The sequence below is a fragment of the Paenibacillus sp. YAF4_2 genome (assembly GCF_052113225.1).
Taxonomy (GTDB): domain Bacteria; phylum Bacillota; class Bacilli; order Paenibacillales; family Paenibacillaceae; genus Pristimantibacillus.
The window spans coordinates 81,688-105,106 of the sequence record NZ_JBFRCT010000011.1 but is presented as its reverse complement, the minus strand read 5'-3'; the positions used below and the strand labels follow the sequence as shown (position 1 = coordinate 105,106).

19 protein-coding genes are annotated in these 23,419 nt (G+C 50.2%); all 19 read left to right on the top strand.

The genetic code is table 11. The annotated features are described in order from the left end of the window. Positions 1-3: 3 nt before the first annotated feature. Complete coding sequence (locus tag AB4Y93_RS23605; protein ID WP_441895630.1) at positions 4-1,569, top strand: NADH-quinone oxidoreductase subunit N; 1,566 nt, start codon at positions 4-6, stop codon at positions 1,567-1,569. An 863-nt stretch (positions 1,570-2,432) separates the two neighbouring features. Beyond that, positions 2,433-5,303, top strand: coding sequence for a S8 family serine peptidase (locus AB4Y93_RS23600; protein WP_441895628.1), 2,871 nt, complete (start codon positions 2,433-2,435; stop codon positions 5,301-5,303). Between the two features lie 44 nt (positions 5,304-5,347). After that, positions 5,348-5,611, top strand: a complete 264-nt coding sequence (locus tag AB4Y93_RS23595) for a DUF1146 family protein (RefSeq protein WP_441895626.1) — start codon at positions 5,348-5,350, stop codon at positions 5,609-5,611. Between the two features lie 316 nt (positions 5,612-5,927). Beyond that, a complete protein-coding gene (murA, locus tag AB4Y93_RS23590) occupies positions 5,928-7,298 on the top strand; it encodes a UDP-N-acetylglucosamine 1-carboxyvinyltransferase (protein WP_441895624.1) in 1,371 nt (456 codons plus the stop codon). A 192-nt stretch (positions 7,299-7,490) separates the two neighbouring features. Next, positions 7,491-9,161 (top strand): efflux RND transporter periplasmic adaptor subunit, encoded by a 1,671-nt coding sequence (locus tag AB4Y93_RS23585; RefSeq protein WP_441895622.1) that lies wholly within the window; start codon positions 7,491-7,493, stop codon positions 9,159-9,161. Beyond that, positions 9,158-9,913: an ABC transporter ATP-binding protein gene (locus AB4Y93_RS23580; RefSeq protein WP_441895620.1), complete on the top strand. Its 756-nt coding sequence runs from the start codon at positions 9,158-9,160 to the stop codon at positions 9,911-9,913. The genes AB4Y93_RS23585 and AB4Y93_RS23580 overlap by 4 nt, the downstream gene beginning before the upstream one ends. Beyond that, positions 9,855-11,045 (top strand): ABC transporter permease, encoded by a 1,191-nt coding sequence (locus tag AB4Y93_RS23575; protein ID WP_441895619.1) that lies wholly within the window; start codon positions 9,855-9,857, stop codon positions 11,043-11,045. Before AB4Y93_RS23580 ends, AB4Y93_RS23575 begins: the two co-directional genes overlap by 59 nt. A gap of 237 nt (positions 11,046-11,282) precedes the next feature. Beyond that, positions 11,283-12,335, top strand: a complete 1,053-nt coding sequence (gene spoIID, locus AB4Y93_RS23570) for a stage II sporulation protein D (RefSeq protein WP_441895617.1) — start codon at positions 11,283-11,285, stop codon at positions 12,333-12,335. Between the two features lie 88 nt (positions 12,336-12,423). After that, positions 12,424-13,173, top strand: coding sequence for a peptidoglycan DD-metalloendopeptidase family protein (locus AB4Y93_RS23565; protein ID WP_441895615.1), 750 nt, complete (start codon positions 12,424-12,426; stop codon positions 13,171-13,173). Between the two features lie 156 nt (positions 13,174-13,329). After that, positions 13,330-13,617 carry a sporulation transcriptional regulator SpoIIID gene (gene spoIIID, locus AB4Y93_RS23560; protein ID WP_042170162.1) on the top strand — a complete coding sequence of 96 codons (288 nt, stop codon included), beginning with the start codon at positions 13,330-13,332 and terminating at the stop codon, positions 13,615-13,617. Positions 13,618-13,755: 138 nt separating this feature from the next. Next, the gene (mreB, locus tag AB4Y93_RS23555) at positions 13,756-14,757 is read left to right on the top strand and encodes a rod shape-determining protein MreB (protein WP_441895614.1); all 1,002 of its coding nucleotides are present in this window, start codon (positions 13,756-13,758) and stop codon (positions 14,755-14,757) included. 215 nt (positions 14,758-14,972) lie between these two features. Then, positions 14,973-15,839 (top strand): flagellar hook-basal body protein, encoded by an 867-nt coding sequence (locus tag AB4Y93_RS23550; RefSeq protein WP_441895613.1) that lies wholly within the window; start codon positions 14,973-14,975, stop codon positions 15,837-15,839. A gap of 18 nt (positions 15,840-15,857) precedes the next feature. Next, positions 15,858-16,685: a flagellar hook-basal body protein gene (locus tag AB4Y93_RS23545; RefSeq protein ID WP_441895612.1), complete on the top strand. Its 828-nt coding sequence runs from the start codon at positions 15,858-15,860 to the stop codon at positions 16,683-16,685. Between the two features lie 13 nt (positions 16,686-16,698). Further along, complete coding sequence (locus tag AB4Y93_RS23540) at positions 16,699-16,992, top strand: DNA-directed RNA polymerase subunit beta (protein WP_441895610.1); 294 nt, start codon at positions 16,699-16,701, stop codon at positions 16,990-16,992. Positions 16,993-17,154: 162 nt separating this feature from the next. Next, entirely contained in the window at positions 17,155-17,697 is a 543-nt protein-coding gene (locus AB4Y93_RS23535) for a CDP-alcohol phosphatidyltransferase family protein (RefSeq protein ID WP_441895608.1), read from the top strand. A 155-nt stretch (positions 17,698-17,852) separates the two neighbouring features. Then, entirely contained in the window at positions 17,853-18,284 is a 432-nt protein-coding gene (gene fabZ / locus AB4Y93_RS23530) for a 3-hydroxyacyl-ACP dehydratase FabZ (protein WP_441895606.1), read from the top strand. A 156-nt stretch (positions 18,285-18,440) separates the two neighbouring features. Continuing rightward, a complete protein-coding gene (locus AB4Y93_RS23525) occupies positions 18,441-20,153 on the top strand; it encodes a phospho-sugar mutase (protein ID WP_441895603.1) in 1,713 nt (570 codons plus the stop codon). Positions 20,154-20,194: 41 nt separating this feature from the next. After that, positions 20,195-22,297: a DUF5693 family protein gene (locus tag AB4Y93_RS23520; protein WP_441895602.1), complete on the top strand. Its 2,103-nt coding sequence runs from the start codon at positions 20,195-20,197 to the stop codon at positions 22,295-22,297. Continuing rightward, a complete protein-coding gene (csaB, locus tag AB4Y93_RS23515; RefSeq protein ID WP_441895601.1) occupies positions 22,261-23,418 on the top strand; it encodes a polysaccharide pyruvyl transferase CsaB in 1,158 nt (385 codons plus the stop codon). Before AB4Y93_RS23520 ends, csaB begins: the two co-directional genes overlap by 37 nt. The last annotated feature ends 1 nt before the right edge of the window (position 23,419 follow it).

The window sequence follows — 23,419 nt, the reverse complement described above, 5'->3', positions numbered from 1 at the left end:
GCGATGAACGAATTTATACCGCTGACTTGGCATGATACGCTGTATCTCGCTCCGGAGCTTATCCTGGCCGCCGTGTTTCTTGTTCTGATTGTCACGGACTTACTACTGCCGCAGCGGGTGAACCGATCGATTATTGGCTGGTTGTCGCTGGGAGGCCTGCTGTTATCCTTAGGTTTTGTAATCTGGCGGATGATGGATATGAATCCTTCAGGAGTGTCTGCTGAGGAGGCTGCGCAGGCCGGTCAAGCGATCTCCCTGCTTGGTGCCAGTTATCGGGTAGATGATTACGGCAATCTATTAAAAATTATTTTCCTTATTGGTACGTCCTTGATTGTTCTGATGGCGCTTGGCTCGACGCAGAAGGATGAAGCGGTAACAGATAAAGCCGAGTTTTATTATTTGCTGCTGCCGGCAACGGCAGGTGCTATGATTATGGCTTCCTCCGGCAATTTGGTCACGCTGTATATTGGTCTGGAGCTGCTCAGTATTACAAGCTATGTGCTTGTTGGCTTACGGAAGGGGTCAACCTTGTCGGCAGAGGCGGCATTCAAATATGTCGTGACCGGCGGCATTGCTTCGGCCTTTGTCCTGTTCGGAATGTCTTATCTGTATGGCGTTACCGGCTCGGTCAGCTTGGCCGACTTCCCTTCGGCGCTTCCGCAGGCTTTTACGGATTACAAGGCGCTTGTATACGTCGGCTTCTTCTTCCTGATTGCAGGCTTCGGGATCAAAATCGCCGCTGCACCGTTTCACGCTTGGGCACCAGATGTGTATCAAGGTGCACCAACGCCAATCTCTGCTTTCCTTGCGGTCATCGCGAAAGGAGCTGCGCTGGCAGCGGTATTCCGCTTCTTGTACAGCAGCGCATTTTCCCTGTCAGGTGGCTCTAAGGATCAGGTGGGTGATGATGTCTTTTTCGCCTTACTTGTGATTGCGGCCGCAGCTATGCTGATCGGTACGGTCTCAGCCTTGCGGCAAAAGCAGGCGAAAAGATTGCTCGCATTATCAGGTGTAGCAAACGCAGGTTACTTGCTTGTACCGATTGCGATATCGGTCACGATTATACATAGCAATAACTTCTCGGAGTTTGCTTTCTACCTGGTTGCCTACCTGCTGATGAATGTAGGGGCGTTTGCTGTTGTTACGGTTATTGCACGATCATCGGGACATGAAGAGCTGAAAGGCTTCTCCGGCTTATACTACCGGGCGCCATGGACGGCAGCTGCGATGCTGATCTTCATACTGTCCCTGTCGGGACTGCCGATTACAGGAGGGTTCTTCGGCAAGCTGTTCATCTTGCTGGGAGCAGCAAGTGTGAAGGCTTACTGGTTGGTCGCCATCATGGCTGTCAGTACCGTGATCTCCTATTACTTCTACTTCGGCATCATCCGCCAGATGTTCATGCGGTCAAACGATGACGAAGAAGATGTCGTAACCGTGCCCGCCGTCACAGGAGTGGTTATCTGGATATGTGCTGCAGCAACGGTTGCCCTAGGCATAATGCCAGGGCCAATGATGAAGTGGATCGATACGGTCTTCTCGATCCAAGCCGATTTGTTCGTACGATAAGAGATGAGATAGAGGTTCAGCGGCCAGTGGCCGCTGGGCCTTTTTTGTTTGGCTGGATGGGGGCGGGAACGGGAAACGAGGGAGTATTGGGGAGCATAAGACCCTGAGAGGGTCTTATGAAGGGAAAGTTAGTGAGTGATTGGCGGAATAGAGGACTGGTAGGGTCTTATCAAAGTGAGAGAAGCGTGGAATGTGGGGGAAGCGAGGGAGTATTGGGGAGCATAAGACCCTGAGAGGGTCTTATGAAGGGAAAGTTAGTCGTAGTTCGGCGTGATAGAGGACTGGTAGGGTCTTATCTGGTGAGAGAAGCGTGGACTGAGGGGGAAGCGAGGGAGTATTGGGGAGCATAAGACCCTGAGAGGGTCTTATGAAGGGGAAGTTAGTCGTAGTTCGGCGTGATAGAGGACTGGTAGGGTCTTATCTGGTGAGAGAAGCGTGGACTGAGGGGGATTTGTTGAGGCATAGTGGGGAGGGCTGGTGGAGTAAAGGTCCCTGTAGGACCTTAGGAGAGCGGAAGCAGCTAGGAAGTAGATAGATTGAGAGTTGTTAAGGTTCCTGAGGGACCTTAAGTAGAGTGTGCGAGATGGGAAAGTGGCTGGAACGCGGGTCGTTGAGGGACAGATAAGCAGTACTAGTGATAGAGGTTAGTGCAGTTGATTGGCTGGAGGGAGTTTTGTAGAAAGGCGGGAAATAGCGCTAGTGAAATGGCAATTATCTTTTGGTAGAGACAGGAGAAAGAGGGCTGGAAATCGAATGGTATAAGTAGATAAAGAGAGGCTAGTAAACGGTCCAATAGAAACGTATGGCAAGAGCATACGTATAATTTGAGGCGGAGACAAATATATCGATAAAGGCAGAAACAGATGAGAAAAGTTCCGCTCAGCAGCAAGTTGTTCCCCGCGCTGTTCCTCGCGGGGATTCTCGCCTGCGGGGCGATTGTACCCGCCCCTGCAGGCGCTGCCCCGATGGGGGCCGAAGCGGCGAGCATAGCAGCCGCCACCGCCCCCGCCGGGGCAAACGAGGAGCCGCAAAGCTGGCTCCTCAAATGGCGCGAACCCGCGCAGGCACATGCCCTGCGCGGGACGCGTGTACTCCGCCGCCAGAGCGAGGCGGCGGAGATCTGGCTCGTCCAGCCCGCTGACCGCGGGGCGGACGTTGCCGCATGGGCAGCCCGGCTGCAAAGCGAGCCGGGCGTCGAATATGTGCACCCGAATGAACGGGTGCACATCCTATCATCATCCGCCGAGCCTTACGCGGCGGATGATCCAGAGCTTGCCAAGCAGCGCTACTTGAAGCAGATTGGCGCGCAGGAAGCATGGAAGACCGTGCGGAAGCAGACCGATCTGACGATTGCCATCGTTGATACAGGTATTGATCTCGACCATCCAGATCTGACGCGTAATCTAGTTCCAGGAACGAATCTTGTTCAGCCTAACCAGCCGCCTGACGATGATAACGGCCATGGAACCAGTGTGGCGGGTGTTATCGCGGCTTCCGGCAATAATGGGATAGGCGTAAGCGGCATCGTATGGGAAGCCAAGCTGATGCCGATCAAAGCACTTGATAGCCAAGGTGATGGGACCGAGCGTGATTTGGGCGAGGCGATACTGTATGCCGTCCGTAATGGTGCCCGGATTGTTGTCCTATCGGTGGGGCTTAATCGTTATTCCCCTTACATGCTGGACATTGTGAATTACGCCGAAAGCAAAGGTGTTCTGCTTATTGCTGCTGCGGGTAATGATGGGCTCATACAAGGGGATAAAGCAGCTGTTAAATATCCGGCGGCTTATCCAACTGTACTTGGGGTTGGCGGCGTGAAGGAAGATAATACACCGGATTCCAGGTCCAATCCTGGGCCGGAGGTTGATCTTGCAGCGCCGTGGCATGTGTATACAACCGCCATTGGAGGACGTTACAAGCAGGAAGATGGAACCTCGATGGCCGCTCCTCAGGTTGCGGCAGCGGCTGCTTTAATATGGGCACGGTATCCAAGGCTTGTTCCTTACCAGGTTCGAGAGCTGCTGCGGCAAAGTGCCAAAGACATCGGACCTGCCGGTTTTGATACGAGATCCGGCTACGGCCTGCTGCAAATAGACAAAGCGGTCACTATGACGGCCAAGTCCGATCGGTTCGAGCCAAATGGCTCCCGCACAAGCGCCAAACCGCTCCCGGCAGGCAAGCAGATTTCAGCTTTGCTTGCCGGTGGTAACGATGATGACTGGTACACGTTTGATGCTCCCTACGACGGGACGATAACGATTGATTTTGAGGAGTTATTGCCGGAAGGCTCGTCTGTTCCTCCTATCCGTTTATCGCATTATAGCGGCGACAAGCTGCAGGCATCGACGGAGATGAGGCTTGGCAGCCGGATGGTTGATTTTACAGTGAAAAAGGGTAAGCAAACGATCCTTATTCAATATATGAATAAGGAAAATGATCTAAAGCTTCCGTATCTGATGACGACAATGTTCCGAATGAACCCAGACAGCTACGAGTCGAATGACAAATCCTATGAAGCGTATACTCTTCAGCCGCGCAGCCAGACGATTACGGGCTCCTTTCATCAGTTGGGTGACCGGGATTGGTATACGGTGACGTTCACGCAAGGCGGCACGCTTAGTCTCCGCGTGACGACCAATACGGTGCGGATTGATCCTGAGCTTGCTATTCAACAGGCAGGCCAGGCGTTAATGTCGTATGACGAGGAGCGGGAAGGGACGCCTGAACAGTCGCCAGTTCTTACGGTATCACCGGGTAAGTATTACATTCGTATTCATAATGCGATATCATCAGAGGCTAGTCCCACCATTGGAACATACGCGCTTAAGATGGACTACATTCCGAAATACGTAGATCCGAATGAGCCGAATGATAAATATTACGAGGCACTATCGACAAGCTCAGGCACAGAATATGTGGGGGTAATCGGCAGTGCGAAAGATATGGATTGGTTCCAACTGCGACTAAACGTAACAAGTATCGTGGACATGAATTTGTTTAATGTGCCAACAGGCAAAATGATGAAGCTGGAAGCATACGATAAGAAGCAGAAGTTGATCTTTACTCAGCTGACCGGACAGACCGGGGCGCTGCTAGTGAAGAACAAAGTTTTGCAGCCCGGTGTATATTACATAAAGCTGACGGCTAACAGTGCTTTTGACAAGCAGTATTATCGGCTCAAAATCCAAGCTGACCCGCTAATTGCCGGCTTCCGAGATATTAGCAGCCATTGGTCGAAGGATGCCATTGTAGAGATGAGCAGACTCGGAATTGCGGACGGAACCGGAGATTACAGGTTCGAACCCAATCGTCCGATTACCCGTGCGGAAGCTGTAGCCATGGTGATTAAAGCCTACAAGCCGATTGTTTTTGGCATGCCTGTCGACATTCAATTTAAGGATTTGGATTACGATCACTGGGCGTATGGCGCAATAGCCAAGGCGGTACAGAAGGGGTGGATCAAAGGATTCCCAGATGGCAAGTTCCGTCCGGAACAGCCAGTGACAAGAGCGGAGATGGCGCTGATCGTCGGTAATGCCGACGGCGTGCAGCCGGTTCGGCCGCTAGTTAGTCCATTCCCAGATGTCGGGCGCACCCATTGGGCGGCTCCGATGCTGAATGCTCTTAAGCAGAAGGGATTAATCAGCGGTACGGGGGACAATGGCTTTGAACCAGGCAAAAAAGCGAGCCGCGCTGAGTTTACAACGATTTTATATCGGGTATATAGACAATAGTTACGGCGCGGCCATATTTATGTAGAAGGGAAAGTAAAAGAAGGATGGGTATCGATCAAATGGTGAGTGACGCTCAGAATGCTACCGGCACGTTAGCGTTATTCTCAATTGTAGTTAATTTATTCAGTATTGTGTTCGTCTGGTTTATCCTGCAGGAGATTAAGCTGGATATGTTCTTCAAATTTCCGCGTAGTCCGAAGGCAAGGATGTTTCAGGTTATACTTGCCGTTGTTATAGGACATGGCTTTGCCGGATTTATTCTGGATTATTGGAACTGGACGAAGCTCTTGCGGTATTTTGTCGAATAACATAATCCAAAAAAGTCAACAATGGATACTACAGGACGGTATGAAAATGACACGAGACTACGAATAACTATATACAAAGCCCCGAATTTCGAATTGGGAACATTGCTGGAAGTGCACCTTTCGACAGTGTTTCGGCTTGGGTTTAGAGGTTAAAGTAGTGCTTTATGACGATCTTTCTGGTAATAATTTACCGCTTGTCGATTTGTGTAAATAAATGATAAGATGAAGGTTGGATAAAGCATGAAATTTGTCATTTTCTTATACAAAAATTGGAATTAAAGCTCGGAGAAAATCAGTTCGCGGAGGGAACTATAAGATGACCAAAATTATCGTCCGCGGAGGCCAGCGTCTATCGGGAACGGTCCGTGTCAGCGGTGCAAAAAATGCAGTACTTCCCATTTTGGCGGCCTCATTATTAGCGGCGGAAGGAGACAGCGTCATCTGTGACGTTCCCCTCCTCGACGATGTAATGACCATTCAGAAAGTATTGGCTTCGTTAGGCGCAAAATTGACTTACAACAATGAAACGATGCAGATTTCTGCGGGGATGATTTCCTCCTTTGAGGCTCCTTATGAATTTGTCCGTAAAATGCGTGCATCTTTCCTGGTTATGGGGCCACTTCTCGCAAGAGTTGGCAAGGTCCGTATTTCGCTTCCAGGCGGGTGTGCAATTGGTACAAGACCAATTGATCAGCATTTGAAGGGCTTTGAGGCGATGGGGGCGGAAATTACGCTTGGACATGGCTTCATTGAGGCAAGTACAAAGACGCGTCTTAAAGGTGCGAAGATATATCTGGATGTTGCAAGCGTCGGGGCAACGGAAAATATTATGATGGCTGCCGCTTTGGCGGAAGGTACAACAACGATTGAGAACGCTGCGAAAGAGCCGGAGATTGTTGATTTGGCCAACTACTTAAACGCTATGGGTGCTAAGGTGCGCGGTGCAGGTACGGGCGAGATTCGTATCGAAGGCGTTGACCGTATGCATGGCGTAACGCATAACGTTATTCCTGACCGTGTGGAAGCAGGCACGTTTATGATTGCTGCGGCGATCACGGGCGGAGACGTATTCGTGGAAAATGCGATTGGGGATCATTTGACACCAGTTATTTCGAAGCTGCAAGAGATGGGTGTAGAGGTAATGGAGTCTGATAACGGCATTCGTGTTCGAGCTGCTAAAGCGCTCAAATCGGTGGATGTGAAGACATTGCCGCATCCGGGCTTCCCAACTGATATGCAATCCCAAATGATGGCACTCTTGCTTGTATCAGAAGGAACCTCGGTTGTGACGGAGACGGTATTCGAGAACCGTTTCATGCATGTTGAAGAGTTCCAGAAGATGAACGCTCAGATTAAAGTCGAAGGCCGTTCAGCATTCGTAACGGGCAGCGTACCTCTTGTTGGTGCTAAAGTATGCGCCACCGATCTTCGTGCTGGTGCTGCTCTGATCTGTGCAGGTCTTCGTGCGGATGGCGAAACAGAAGTGTCCGGTATTTACCACGTTGACCGTGGTTATGTGGATATCACGGGCAAGCTTGCTGCTCTTGGTGCGGATATTAGACGTGTTGAACCGGAAGCTCCGGTTGCAGTTGTAGTGGCTGCGGCAGCGCCTGCTGCAGAGCTTGAACCAGTTGGCAGCTTCAAACGTGAGGCTGCTGTATTGAAAGTTCAACCTACTTGGGCGTAACTTAAAGGATTTGATAAAAAGCTGTTTCTTCATTAGAGGAAACAGCTTTTTTGTGCATGTGTTCACTTTCACTAATGTGGGCGAGTTGGATCCATCCTCTCTCCTAAGCCTTTAGGCTTGTTCATGCTGTGTTCATTTTCCCATGATATATTCCTCGGTAGATATGACCGATGGAGGGTGGAGTACAGTCTTATGAAGAAGTGGACATTATGGCTTGGGATAATCATTATTCTTGCTGCCGCCGGTGCGGGCGCGTATTATTACTACTTCATGCGCGATGACAAAGCGACGGCGGAGTCGCCTATTGCTGTTACGGCTAGAGCGATCAAAGGCGATATTAAGACATCGATAAGCGGTACAGGCTCAGTTGAAGCGAATTCAAGGGAAACGGTAACAGCAGGTAAAAGTGGTACAATTGCAACCTTATCCTTCAAGGAAGGCGATAAGGTGAAGAAGGGGCAGGTACTTGCTACCTTTGAGGATAACGCTAATTATGATGATCAGATCGAGTCGATCAACAAAAATATCGAAAAAGTAAAAGGACAAATCGCAGACAAGCAAGAGGAATACAAAAATGCGATTGGCACAGAGAATGAAGAGCAATCCACGAAATCGATCAAAGATGAGATTGATGATCTGCAGTCGAGTATTGATGACTACAATGATCAGCTTCAAGGCATTTATGAGGATCAGGCTAAAGAAGTGAAGCAAGTGGTTGCTTCTATTGATGGCGAAGTGACTACAAGTGATGTGGCTGTAGGTGACGAGGTCCAATCGAATACAACGATTGCTGAGATTGTAGATTACACGCATCTTGAATTTGTTACGAGTATCGACGAGCTCGATATTCCAAATGTGAAGCTGAAGCAAACCGCACAAATTACGCTTAGCGCGATTACGGATCGAACCATTGAAGCAACTGTATCCGATATTGCGAAGGAAGGCACCTCTTCCAATGGCTCGGCGTCATACAGCGTAAGCCTGCTGCTCAATGATATTGACGGCGTAATGGTCGGAATGTCCGGTCAAGCGGATATTACAACACAATCGAGTACTGGTGTGGTTCTTGTACCAGTAAATGCGGTTGTTGAATTCGGCGGTAAGTCGTATGTTCGTGTGCCGGGATCAGGCAGCACAACTGGCGCAGCAAGCGGTACAACGGGTCAACGTAATCAAGGAACACAAGGAACACAAGGAACACAAGGAACACAAGGAACACAAGGGAAAACAGGCAATGAAACGGCTGCAGCTGGCGGCTGGCAAGGCGGAGGCGGCGGACGTTTCCAAGGCAGTGCTGGTGGAGGAACAACCACTGCTGCTGGTGGTCAAGGCGGCGGACGTAATATTGCAGCTGCAGACAGCACGAATCAAGGAGGAACTACACCAGGCGGAGGCGGAGCTGCAGGTACAGCTCCAAGTGGAACAAGCCAAGGCGGAGCAAAGGGCGGAACTGGTCAAGGAGCAGCATCAGGAAGCGCACCAGGCGGTAACGCTCAGGGCAGCAACGGAGCATCTAGCGGACAAAACGGCCAAGGCGGCAGAGGTGGAGCTGGAGCTCAAATGAGAGAAAGCATCACGCTTGGCGGCCAGCTTAAAGAAGTTACCGTTGGTATCAGCAACGAAACCTATGTAGAGATCAAATCGGGTCTTGCAGAAGGAGACTCGGTCCTAATTCCAGTAGCAACAGGTGCGCAGGGAATGGGCAGTTCAGCAACTCAGCAGCAGCAAACGCAGCAATTCGGCGGTTTCGGAGGCGGCGGCTTTGGCGGCAACTTCGGAGGCGGCGGCTTCGGAGCCACCGGTGGCGGTAACGTAAGAACAGGAGCAACTACACGTGCAACTGGCGGCGGTGGTACACGATGACCGGGCAATCCGCGCTGATTGAAATGAAGGATATCGTCAAGTTTTATAAGATGGCCGGGGAGAAAATGACCGTCCTGCATAATGTTTCGCTGACGGTCAACCATGGTGATTTTCTGGCCATCGTTGGTCCGTCCGGCTCCGGCAAATCAACGCTTATGAATATTATCGGCTGTCTCGACGTGCCGAACGAAGGCAGCTATCTGCTGGATGGCAAGGAGATTCGCGGGCAAAGCGATAACAGGCTGACGGAGATGCGCAATAAGAAAATCGGCTTTATTTTCCAAGGGTATCATCTGCTTCCGAGGCTGACTGCACTTGAGAATTGTGAGCTTCCGCTCATCTATCGCGGCCTGTCGGCGAAAGAGCGGCGTGCACGTGCGATGGATGCGTTAGAACGTGTCGGACTAGGTGAGAGAGTTGGTCATCGCCAGAATGAGCTGTCTGGCGGTCAGCAGCAACGTGTAGCGATTGCGCGGGCACTGGCGACAAATCCGCCGCTGCTGCTTGCGGATGAACCAACAGGTGCGCTTGATTCCAAGACCGGAATGGAAGTGCTCAATATGATGGAGGAGCTGAATCGTGCGGGACAGACGATTGTCTTGATTACGCATGATATGGAAGTTGCCCAGCGTGCGAGACGTACGGTTATTATTCGAGATGGGGTGTTAACGGAGCAGCAAAGGAGGGACAGCCATGAAGATTACGCAGGGCCTCATAATGGCGGTCAAGAGCGTCTTATCGAACAAGCTTAGAACCATCCTTTCGATGCTTGGCATTCTGATCGGAGTTGCGACCGTTATAGCACTGGTCTCAATGGGCAAAGCGTCATCTAATGAAGTAGCCAGCCAAGTGTCGACGCTTGGCAGCCCGGATTCGTTGTCCGTTACGATAACGGGGCGGGGGACGGTTACCTCCTTGTCTGTCGATGAAGCGCTGAAGCTTGGCGAGCTGGATAATGTAAGCGGAGTTGCTCCGATTACGAGTACTAGCGGTTATGCGAAGTACGGCCGGACTCAAGTATCCGTTACTGTTGAGGGCATTACGCCGGAGTATGAGGAAGTGAAGGACTTCAGCGTGCAGGATGGCCGCTATATCGCGGCCCCGGATATGAACAACAAGACGAAGGTAGCGCTCATTGGTACGCAGACAGCACAGGATTTGTTTGAGGATGAGAGAGTAGATCCATCGGATGCTGTCGGTCGCAAAATTACGATAAACGGCTATATTTTCACGATAGTAGGTTTGCTGGAATCCAAAGGTGACTCGCTGACGGGGTCAAATGATGAGAAGATTCTGATCCCAATCTCTACTGCGCAGAAAATCTTCCAGGTGAGCGGTGTGACGACAATTAATATGAAGGTAACGGATACGAAGCAAATGAGCTCGGTCGTTACCAATGTGGAAGCCAAGCTCTATGAGAAGTTCCGCGGCAACGAGAATGCCTACCGGGTATTGAATCAGGAAGAAGCGATGAAGACGCTCAATTCCGTGAATGAAACGATGAACAGGCAGTTAATCTATGTAGCAGCGATCTCACTTGTTGTCGGCGGGATCGGGATTATGAACATCATGCTGGTCTCTGTAACGGAGCGTACCCGTGAGATTGGTATACGTAAATCACTAGGAGCGAAGAAGAGAGATATTCTGTTCCAGTTCCTCGTAGAAGCAGTTGTAATCAGTGGTCTCGGTGGGATGCTTGGCATCATAATAGGCAACATAGCCTCCTATATCATAGGTGAGGTGATGAAAACGCCGACAGAGGTGCCTATGAATACGATGCTGCTATCCTTTGGTTTCTCTGCATTCGTAGGTGTCGTATTTGGTTATCTGCCTGCTAATAAAGCGGCAAGCCTGCGGCCGGTTGATGCTCTGCGTCATGACTAAAACAATCGAATATAAGCCGTGCTTTAACTGGGAGACTACGGTTCTATCCTATTAAACGGCCTCATAGAATAATTTCATCAAGGCGAGCTTTAAGAGAGTTCACTCTCTTCTAGCAGCTTATAGATGGAAAGGAGAACTATGAGGTACTTAATAGGCAGACCGAATCGAGCAGCCGGAAGGCTAAGAAGTGGATGGTTAGCCACCACTTGCTGGACAGCCTTCGGAATTGGAATCGTAATGAGTGTTTCCGTGATGCTGGTCACTTCGACGTATCGGAATGTCGGAACCCAGGGGAACGAATCCTATCCATTCCAAGAGGAGAGCAGCGGCGTTACGTCTACTAAAGAGGCGTCTGCCGATGGGTTCGGGCAGGCGCCTTTGCCGTCGCAAGCTGAGAAACCGGCAGCAGCAGGCAGCAAAGAGTCTAATAGTCCGTATATCAATGTTTATTTAACGAAGGAACAACGTACGGAACGGGTGAAGCTAGAAACTTATGTCAGGGGCGTAGTCGCAGGAGAAATGCCGGCTGATTTCGAGCTTGAGGCGTTAAAAGCGCAAGCGATTGCTGCACGGACTTATATAGTAAGGAGACTCGAGCTGGAGGACCATAGCGGCATGCCGGCAACGGCAGCAGCGGCTCAGGCCGATGTCACCGATACGATAGATCATCAAATCTACATTCCAATAGATAAACTTAATGAGCTCTGGCCAAAGGATGAGCGTCAGGCAAAGCTGGCTAAGCTTAATAAAGCAGTAAGCGAGACAAGCGGTGAGATCATCACTTATAGTGGTGAACCGATACAGGCGGTATTTTTCTCAACCAGCAACGGCTATACCGAGAACTCAGAACAATATTTTCAGGAGCAGCTTCCCTATCTGCGCAGCGTTGCAAGTCCATGGGACAAGTCGATCTCTCCCCGCTATCAGGAGACGGTGAAGCTGAAGCTCTCTGAATTTTATGCAAAGCTGGGTCTAAGCAGTAAAAAGAAGCCGGTCATCCGAATACTAGACAAGACCGATGGCAATCGGATCGCCGACATATTGATTGACGGTAAGACATATACCGGACGTGAAGTAAGAGAGAAGTTGGGGCTCGCCTCCTCTCAATTCTCGTGGAAGCTGGATGGTGACTCCATCTCTATCACTACCTTTGGTTATGGGCATGGGGTAGGCATGAGCCAGTGGGGAGCCAACGGGATGGCGGAGGAAGGCAAGAGCGCTGAGCAGATTGTAACCTACTATTATTCCGGTACGAAAGTGGAACAAGCTTCGAAGATTGCATTGAAATAGGTAGCGATAGAGTTTTTCTCAAAAAATAGTAATCCCTCACGTATAAAGCTAGAGGTTCTGGCAACAATGGCTAGTGAGGTGATGTCAAATGAATGAAAATCAAAACAAACCTAAGCAGGATTCTCCTAAAAACGTACTAGGAGAAGTATCTGCCGCCAAGTCTAGCAACGGCTTTAAAAGACTGTTGTCGCGGAAATGGGTAACCCCAGCACTGTTTATGACAGCGGCAGCAATCATCGTAGCCTTAATGTGGATCTATCAGGGTTCGGACGACACCAAAGAAACTTCAGCTACGACAACCGAGCAAACAGATTCCGCTGTAGGCAATGAAGCTGTTAAGCCGGATGATCAAGCGCTTGAAGAAGTAAGAAAAGGCGAGAAGCTGGAATGGCCGGTAGCAAACAAAGATATTCTGGATGAAGTGCTTCCGTACTATGATGCGAATGCAACAAGCGAGCAAAAAGCTCAAGCGGTCATTCAAATCGGCGAGAACACACTCGCACCACATCTTGGTGTAGACTTTGCAGACCCAAGCGACCAGCCATTTGATGTATTGGCTGCCCTTTCCGGTCAAGTAACACGTGTTGAGAAACATCCAACTAACGGTAACGTTGTTGAGATCAGCCATGGCAACGGTCTTGTGACCGTATACCAAAGCCTTAGCGACATCCAAGTAGCTGTAGGCGACGAAGTGAAGCAAGGAACCAAAATCGCAGTAGCAGGCCGTAACGACCTCGAGCGTGATCTTGGCGTCCACCTCCACTTCAGTGTGAAAGAAGACGGCAAGTCGGTTAACCCGGCTTCTATCGTAGGCCAATCGCTTACTGAAGAAAAATAGGACGAAAGTCGCACAGGCAGGGGATAAAACCCCTGCCTGTTTCAGTTTTTTATGAAATTTTTAGGCCAAACACGTAAGTGAGGCTTGACCATAAAGAATATATACCCAGCCCCCTCATATACTGTACCAAACTATCTCGAGTAGGGAGGCGGGAACGTGCATGATTACATCAAAGAACGAACCATTAAAATAGGTCGCTGCATCGTGGAGACAAAGCATACGGTGCGTACGATCGCTAAAGAGTTCGGCGTTTCCAAGAGTACGGTTCACAAGGATTTGACCGAACGATTGCCGGAAATTAACCCCGACCTGGCGGACCAGGTAAAGCACATTCTCGAGTACCACAAATCGATCCGGCACCTGAGGGGAGGAGAAGCGACCAAAATCAAATATAAGAAGACGAGTACGAAGAAGCGCGAGGTACTCGCAGCAGGCAAATCATAAACAATTTTCGAGGAATTCTGCACATAATCAAGAGGAATTTTGTGGTTTTTGGCGAATAATGTACATCAGGATGTCCTATGTCATGGGAACTATTTGTGGACGGGATGATTATATTATTCGTTGGAGGACTAAAGCCGTATGTTAAGCAAGGATATCGGTATCGATCTGGGTACAGCCAATGTATCCATTCATGTAAAAGGGAAGGGCGTCGTTCTTGACGAGCCTTCAGTAGTCGCAATTGAAAGCGATTCGAAACGAGTGCTAGCTGTAGGCGAAGAAGCGCATCGTATGGTCGGGCGTACGCCTGGCAATATCATTGCTATCCGTCCGCTTCGCGATGGTGTTATTGCTGATTTCGAGATTACAGAAATTATGCTTAAAGCTTTTATTGACCGTGTTGAAGGCCGTAAATGGTTCAGCCGTCCACGCATTCTGATCTGTGCTCCTACGAATATTACGTCAGTAGAGCAGAAGGCGATTCGCGAGGCGGCTGAACGGAGCGGTGCGAAGGAAGTATTTCTGGAAGATGAGCCGAAGGCTGCCGCTATTGGGGCTGGAATGGATATATTCCAGCCTAGCGGTAACATGGTTGTGGATATCGGCGGGGGTACGACAGACGTTGCCGTGCTGTCTATGGGCGATGTCGTGACCTCTTCTTCGATTAAAGTCGCGGGGGACAAGTTCGATGCGGCGATTATGAAATATATCAAGGATAAGTACCGCCTTTTGATTGGCGAGCGGACAAGCGAAGAGATTAAGATCAAGATCGGTACCGTATATGCGGAAGGACGGCATGAAGAGATTGATATTCGCGGCCGTGATATGGTGTCGGGCCTGCCGCTTACGCTTACGATCCGTTCCGAGGAAGTGCGTGAAGCGCTCTGGGATCCGGTGATGTCCATTGTTGCAGCTGCTAAGATGGTGCTCGAGCGCACACCGCCTGAATTATCATCTGATATTATCGATCGGGGTGTTATTCTGACTGGCGGAGGCGCACTGCTTGATGGACTGGATGCTCTTCTTGCTGATGAGCTGAAAGTACCTGTTCTTATTGCAGAAGATCCGATGCACTGTGTAGTTAAGGGAACAGGCATTTTGCTTGATAACTTGGACAAGCTCGGCAAAAAAAGCCGGGGTTAGCGATAAAACCTACCTCTAACCGAGGCACTTCATCTTCGGAAGGCTTCGATAGGGGTTTTCATGCGGGTAGGACGCTGTGGGGAGCGTGCCGAGGCATAAATTGGGTCGAAGGTCGCAGGAGGTATCTATAACGGTGGTTGCTGACGTTGCCGATATTATAATAAGAAGAAATTAATGAAACGGCTTCGTAAGCGTACCAGCCGAGGAGGCGCCACATGTTAAGAGGTCTTTATACGGCTGCAGCGGGCTTAACAGCACAGCAGCGCAGACATGATACGATAACGAATAATATTACTAATATTAATACTCCGGGTTATAAACAGACTTATGCGGTCACCCGTTCATTTCCGGAAATGCTGTTGTCCCTGACCGGTGTAGATGAAAAGCAGCAGAAAGAGATCGGGAAGATCAGCACCGGTGTATTCGCCGAAGAAAGCCTTGCGATCCATCTGCAGGGCGACTTGATGCAGACAGGCAAATCATCGGACTTTGCTCTTGTATCGAATATTGAAGTGCCGGGGATGGCCTTTGATGCCTCCGGCAAATCCGTATCGCCAGATGGAGTGGTAACCTTCCAGCCGCAGGCGTTTTTCACTTTGCAGGATGCAGACGGTGAAGTCCGTTATACACGGGGTGGTTCATTCACATTGACATCAGACGGTTTCCTAGTGTCGGGGGATGGCTCGAATGTGCTTGGTACAGATGGTAATCCGATTCAATTCCCGGCAGGTGTGAGCCTTGATGGTTTAACGCTGACGGCTGATCAACGTTTTGTTGATGCGAACACAGGTGCAGATACAGGCAAACAGCTGATGCTTACTCGAATCGATAATCCGAATGAACTGGCTCGCGAAGGAGACGGTAAATTCCGCCTGAATGGTGACGCAACGGGTGCCCAGCAAGTAGTAGCAGGTGATCGTGTAGAGGTGCGCCAAGGTTATGTCGAGCGTTCGAATGTTGACGCCGCACAATCATCGGTAGATTTGATGGCTGCGCTGCGTGCTTATGAAGCGAATCAGAAGGTTATTCAGTTCTACGATGAAAGCTTGGACAAAGCCGTTAACCAAGTAGGCCGTGTATAAAAGCAGGAGGCGCACACTATGAACAGTTCGATGATTAATGCCAGTGTATCGATGAACGCTCTTCAGCAAAAATTGGACATGCTGGCTGATAATATTGCGAATGTGAATACGGTAGGCTATAAACGTAAAGAGGCTACTTTCGAGGATTTGCTGAATAACACGAGTAAGCAGCCCGAAGCGTTCAATCAGCCGGGAAGACTGACTTCACTTAATTTCAACCAGGGCTGGGGCTCAAGGCTGTCAATGATTCAACCGAATCTGCAGCAAGGGACGATTAAGACGACAGACAAGGATACGGATCTTGCAATCGAAGGCGATGCCTTATTAGAAGTAACGGTTAACGCCAATGGCGACCGTGCCTATACGCGCAGCGGTGCGCTGCAGTTGACGGTAGATGCAAACGGTGATACGATTTTGGCAACAGCGGAAGGCTATCCGGTAACGGCGAGCACCGCAGCAGGTGAAGGTCCGCTTGTATTGCCGAATGGTTACAAGCTTCGGGTTAATCCTGACGGTACCGCGCAAGGCGTAGCGAAAGACGGCAGCACCATTGAACTTGGCTCGATTAAGCTGGTTCAAGCGACTCGTCCTTCTGGACTAACACTTGTGGCGGATAATTTATATGAGATTGCCGACGGCATTAATGTAGCAGATGTCCTGCAGAACGTTACGCCAAACGGCGTCAATGGCATTGCGCTTCGTCAAGGCGCCTTGGAGCAGTCAAATGTAAACCTGGGCGATGAAATGACGGATCTGATTAATGTGCAGCGTGCTTACCAGCTGGCAGCAAGAGCATTAACGTCCAGTGATACAATGATGGGGTTAGCCAACAGCCTGCGCAAATAGATAGGGTGAGAGTATGTCGGATGAACGGGCGGTTCTATCGCGGAGCGCGCCAAAAAGTCAGGAAAAACCGCTTGCGGAGGAAAATAGCAAGACCAGCAGCGACAATTCCGAGAAGCAGCAGCGTTCCAAGGGTACGCGAATTACATTGTGGATCCTGCGCAAGAGTATTGTACCGGTCATTATGGTCATCATGCTCATCACCGGCTTATATGTCGGATATGTTGTTGTAGGCAAGCAGCCAGGCAGTGAAGTGTTCCATTGGTCGACCTGGCAGCACATGTACGATCTTGTATTCTCTGATACGTAGAACAAATAATGAAGGGCTGTCTCCAAGTCATCACGGTATAGTGACTATTGGGGCAGCCCTTTTGCCATGTAACGGGTGCTGTTTTCATTTTCATATGGTAGTTGTATAATGATTGGGAACCTTGTGTAGAAGAAATGGATAAAGGTAGAGGGGCGTGCGCGTTTGAATCTGCCGAATTTTTTAACCTCGCTGCGTTTTGCGATGATACCTGTCTACGTCTCGATATTCGCGCAGGGACATATGATTTATGCTTTTTTGGTAGTCGTGACAGCAGGCCTCACAGATATACTCGACGGGTATATTGCCCGGCGCACCGGGCAAGTGACGACGGTTGGCCAGATGCTTGATCCGCTTGCGGATAAGCTGATGTTCATTACCGTTATATTATCGCTTCTTCTGGCGGGCCATATCTCATGGGTCGCAGCGGCAGCGATCTTTTTGCGCGATTTGGGATTGATAGCCGGAGGCATGATTTTTCACTTTAAAGGAAAAAAGACCGTGCCGGCGAATTGGATGGGCAAGCTGACAACTGTGCTGTTTTACGTAGGTATCATGTTTGTGTTTCTTGAAGCACCGTTTGCTGCGAATTATTTGTGGGCTGTAATTGCCTTTTCGTTCCTTACAGCAATTGTGTACATCATCCTGTTCCAGGCACTGAACAAGTCAGGCCCTGGACAGAACAAGACGATCGGACCGGGACAGTAGGCACACAAAGAGGCTTGGCCTGCGGATTTATCGTAATCCGCAGTCAAGCCCCCTTATCTTAACCTTCACAACCTGCAGTTTGCTGAAGGATAATATTAGTTTCAGTAAAGTGAAGCTTTTTTATACCTGCTAACCATCGAAAGGAGATAATAAACATGCTAGATATTAATCAAATTCAAGAAATTATTCCACATCGCCCGCCATTTCTGCTCGTTGACCGCATTACGGAGGTTGAGCCAGGCGTCCGCGCAGTGGGCATCAAAAACGTAACGATGAACGAACCCTATTTTGTTGGACATTTTCCAGGGTATCCGGTTATGCCGGGTGTGCTTATTGTTGAGGCGCTCGCGCAAGTTGGCTCCGTTGCCATGCTAATGGTTGAGGCTAACCGCGGCAAGCTTGGATTTTTTGCAGGGATTGACGGGTTCCGTTTCCGTGGTCAAGTGAAGCCTGGCGACACACTCACGCTTGAAGTGGAAATTACACGTCTGAAAGGGCCAATCGGCAAAGGGAAAGCAACAGCTACAGTGGATGGCAAAGTCGTTGCAGAAGGCGAGCTTATGTTTGCGTTGTCCGAGCGATCTTAATACTGCCTTAATTATCTAATGTAAGAATAGAGAAACACCTAAGCGTAAACGGCTGCGCCGTCCTTAGGAGGAGCAGCATACGTTTCGCGGTGAAATTAAGCACTGTATAGAGAAACCTTATACTTGCTTTAATTTAATAAAAAGGAGTGAAGCTACTTGAATCAAAATGAAAAGGCAATTGAACGTTACCAAGCATGGCTCAATGATCAACTGATTGATGAGGCTACGAAGGAAGAACTTCGCGGTATTGTTGGACAAGAGAAAGAAATTACGGACCGCTTCTATCGCGATCTTGAATTTGGGACAGGTGGTCTCCGTGGTGTTATGGGTGCAGGTACAAACCGTCTTAATGCATATACCGTTGGTAAAGCAACACAAGGGCTCGCGAACTGGCTGCTCACTCGTACGGAAGGTCAGTCATCAGCTGTTATTGCTCATGACTCTCGGAATAACTCCCCTGAGTTTGCTCTTGATTCCGCGCTTGTACTTGCAGCCAATGGGGTGAAGACTTACCTATTCTCGTCGCTCAGACCAACACCACAGCTGTCCTATGCTGTACGTTCGCTTGGCTGCGCTACAGGTATCGTGATTACAGCAAGTCATAACCCGCCGGAGTACAACGGCTATAAGGCTTATGGCTCGGATGGCTGTCAGCTGATTCCAGAGGATGCTGAGCAGGTTATTGCTTCGATTAGCGAAGTGACTGGTTTCGATCAAATTAAGAGAATGAGCCGTGAAGATGCAGAAGCGAAGGGCCTTCTTGTATGGCTTGGAGCAGAGGCAGATGAGCAATACACAGATACGGTAGTTGCACAAAGCCTGAATAAGGAACTGCTGCAAGGTGGGCTTGGAGAAAAGTTTAAAGTTGTCTTTACACCGCTGCATGGCTCTGGTAATTTGCCAGTCCGTGAAGTGCTGCGCAAAGCAGGCTTCAGCAATGTTCATATAGTTTCCGAGCAGGAGGCGCCTGACGGTTATTTCAGCACGGTCAAATCGCCTAACCCGGAAGAACGGGAAGCTTTCACCCTTGCAATTAAGCTTGCGCAAGAGATTGATGCCGACATTATTATGGGTACAGATCCTGACGCAGACCGTATGGGTGCGGTTGTGAAAAACAACAATGGCGAATATGTCGTACTGACAGGCAACCAATCGGGTGCCCTGATGATCGAATACGTGCTTAGTCAATTGAAAGAGCGCGGCCAGCTGCCGGCTAACGGAATCGTGATCAAGACGATCGTTACCAGCGAGATGGGTGCCGATATCGCTCGTTCTTACGGCGTAGCCGTTGAGAATACGTTGACAGGCTTCAAATATATTGGTGAGAAAATGACGGCTTATGAGCAAACAGGCGAGCATACCTTCCTGTTTGGTTATGAAGAGAGCTACGGCTACTTGACCGGTGATTACGCACGTGACAAAGATGCGGTAGTCGCATCGTTATTGATTTGTGAAGCAGCGGCATACTATAGCAGTCAAGGAAAAACGTTGTACGATGTATTGCTTGAGCTATATGCGAAGCATGGCTTCTACTTGGAAGGGCTCGAGTCTCGTACGCTGAAAGGCCTCGACGGCGTACAGCAGATTGCTGGCATTATGAACGACTGGCGCGATAACCCGCCTGTACAATTCAACGGTGTGAAGGTAGAGCGTGTTCTTGACTACCTTGGCGGCCTTGATGGTCTTCGTCCTGAAAATGTATTGAAATATATGCTCGCTGACGGATCATGGTTCTGTCTTCGCCCATCAGGCACAGAACCAAAGATTAAAGTGTATTTCGCTGTTCGCGGACAATCAACAGAAGATGCCGCTGATTCCCTGAACAAGCTGCGTGGAGCAGTTATGGAGCGGGTTGACAGCAAAGCGTAAGTCGGGAGTAAAATCGCAAAAGAGTTGAACGGAGGATTATTGTGCTTCAACGTTGGCAGCAATGGAACCGCAAAGCAAAGCTCTTAGTGTGGATTATTGCAATTATTGGTGTAATCGCCGCACTGCCGCTTGGTATGAATCGAATGGACATGGAAGCGTCCTCCAAGTCGGTAGAGTATATTTTTGACTATCGTGACTTGGTTGACATTTCGGAATATCAAGCCCGTCCGGCGCAGTTTATTGATGAGCAGCTGGACAAAATGAAGGATGTTGGCATTACGACGATGTCGCTGTATGAGAGCTCGCTCAAAGAGCTCTCCGCGTCCGGTCGTCTGAAATATTACAATTCGAAGGATGTAGCGCTTCTTCAAAGCAAGCTGGAGCCTGTGGGACAGAACTTTACCTACATTCTCTTCAGTGGTACGCAAGAGGAAGAGCAGATCGGACCAATTGTCCGCCAGGCACTGGATCGTGCAGGTGCGGTATATCGTCCATGGTCCTTCGATGGCCGCAACGGTCTGGTTGTTGAAATGCCTCTGCAGGAAGTGCTGCTGCAGCCAATGGATTTTGATCCGATGACGCTGAAAGCCTTGCATGACAAAGGGTTTCATATTTTAGCACGCTTCTCTGACCGTGCACTGCCTTATGATGAGGCTTCGGTAGATGCGCAGCTTGCCCGCCTGAAGGAGGTTGGCGTTACCCGCGTATTGTTCGATGGTGGACAAGTGAAGGGTTACAAAGATCAATTTGAGCTCAGAAGCTTGAATTCATTCGCGGAGCTTCTGAATAAATACGGTATGGGGATCGCAACCATTGAGAATTTGAAAAAACCTCAGCTTGGCATAAATAAATTAGCATTTATTACAAACTATAATATTGTACGCCTCTATTCTTTGTCGGCTGATGATGCGATTGCTAAATCGCCAGAGGTGCTGACTGACCGCTTCCTGCTTGCAGCGAAGGACCGTAATATTCGGATGTTCTTCCTGAATGCCAGCGTGCAGACAAGCCAGGAGAAATCCGCTGTTGTCAGCGGCCTCGACAACTTGTACCTGACGATGAAGGGGAAAGACGGCGCCGTGCAAAGACTGACTGATGCCGGCTTTGCGCCAAATTTGGCACAGCCGTTTGATGTGAAGCATCCTTCTTACGCGAAGCCGCTGAAGATGGTTGTAGCTGCAGGTGCGGTTGCTCTGATTGCTTTGCTTATCAATGTATTTATCCCAAGCACGCTGATTCCGGTATTCCTTATCGGATTGATCGGCGGAGCGGGGCTGTTCCAGCTTAATGGTGCCCTAGCCGAGCAGGCGCTGGCGCTTGGTGCTGCAATTAGTGCACCAACTCTAGCCCTTGTCTGGGTAATGAACCGCGTGTACTCACGAACGGATGGCAGCCGCCGAACGGTTGGCGGATCCGACTGGAATGGACGAGCTTCTGCTCCAGGTGAAGGCAAATGGGTATTCGAAGGTCTGACGGTGGGACGCCGCTTTGGTCTTGCTATTACTTGGTTTATTGTTACAGCGCTTATCTCGCTGATGGCCGTACCGTTTGTGTTCGGTCTGCTCAACAATATTACGTACAGCATGGTGCTGCAGCAATTCCGTGGTGTCAGCATGCTGCATTTGGCGCCAATTGGCCTGACAGCTATTTATGTCTTGCTGTACACGGGCAACACGCCGGTTCGCAGATTGCGTAAAGTGGCTAATATGCCGATTACGGTTCTAATGGTTGTGGCGCTTGTGGTTATCGCGGTAGTAGGCATGTACTATCTATCTCGTACAGGCAATGAGGGATCAGCTTCTTCCCTGGAGCTGACATTCCGAAATTGGCTGGAGCAAACGTTTGGTGTTCGTCCGCGGAGCAAGGAATTTATGCTGTCGCATCCGCTGTTATTACTTGGATTATTTCTCGCGCTTCGATATCGTGCAGCGTGGGTACTCATTATAGTTGGATCAATTGGGCAGCTGTCGATGGTCGATACATTCGCCCATATTCATACGCCGCTCTACATTTCGATTATCCGCGTATTCCTTGGTCTTGGCCTTGGCGCGATTATCGGCATCATTTTGATTGGAGTGTGGCTGGTACTGGAAGGGGTATGGCGGAAATGGTCACCGGGACTGATAAAAAAAATCGCCGAATAGTGATCTCCGGTTATTACGGATTTCGCAACAGCGGCGATGAAGCGGTGCTTCGTTCGATCTTGCTCGCATTAGCTGAGCAAGGCGAGGCTGCTGGTGTTACTATTCAGCCGGTTGTATTGTCGGCTGACCCTGCTTGGACAAGCCAGATGTACGGCGTAGAAGCGGTCCGGAGGATGCATCCAAAGGACGTGTGGAACGCGCTCCGTACAAGTGATGGGCTGATCAGCGGCGGCGGAAGCCTGCTGCAGGACGCAACAAGCGCGAAGACGATCCCCTATTACACGGGAGTCATCAAGCTTGCCCAGCTGCTTGGCAAGCCGACGTTTATTTATTCGCAAGGGATCGGCCCAGTGCACCGCCGCTGGATGGATCCGCTCATCCGCGGTGTGATGCGGAAGAGCGCGTATGTGTCCGTGCGGGACGCCGAATCCGCTGAGCTGCTCAAGCGGATTGGTGTACCGCACAGCCGGATCGAGGTAGTACCCGATCCGGTGATGGGGTTGCCGCTGCCGGCTGGCTCGGCAGCAGTGGAGCGGGCGGAAGCCGCCGGTGATGCGGCGGCTTTGCCCGTGGTAGGCGTGTCCTTGCGGCATTGGCGCAAGGACGGGGCCGATCTTGGCCGCGCGGCAGACGCGCTGGCCGAGCTTGCCAGCCGCCGCCCTGTGCGGCTGCGGTTCCTTCCGTTCCATACGCCAGACGATGCGGAAACATCGAAGCTGGTGATGGAACGGCTCGCTGGCAGACTGGCTGGCGGAAGCACAGCCGAGCTGGCTGCTCCAGGCGATGACCCCCAGCAAATGCTGCTGGAGGTAAGCCGCTGTGACGCGTTGTTCGGCATGCGCCTGCACGCGCTGATCTATGCGGCGAACCAGATGGTCCCGATGCTTGGCTTATCGTACGATCCGAAGATCGATCAATTTCTTCACCGGCTTGGGCTCGATGCAATTGGCACAACCGAGGAGCTCGATCCGGCTGCATTCGCGGACAGCGCGGAAGTATTGCTTGATAATCCGGAGGCTTGGAAAAAGAAGCATCGTGAAGCGATCGAACGATTAAGACAACAATCGCAGCAGCCAGCGCAACAAATTGCGCAGTTATTGCGTCAAACCATATCGAGGTGAT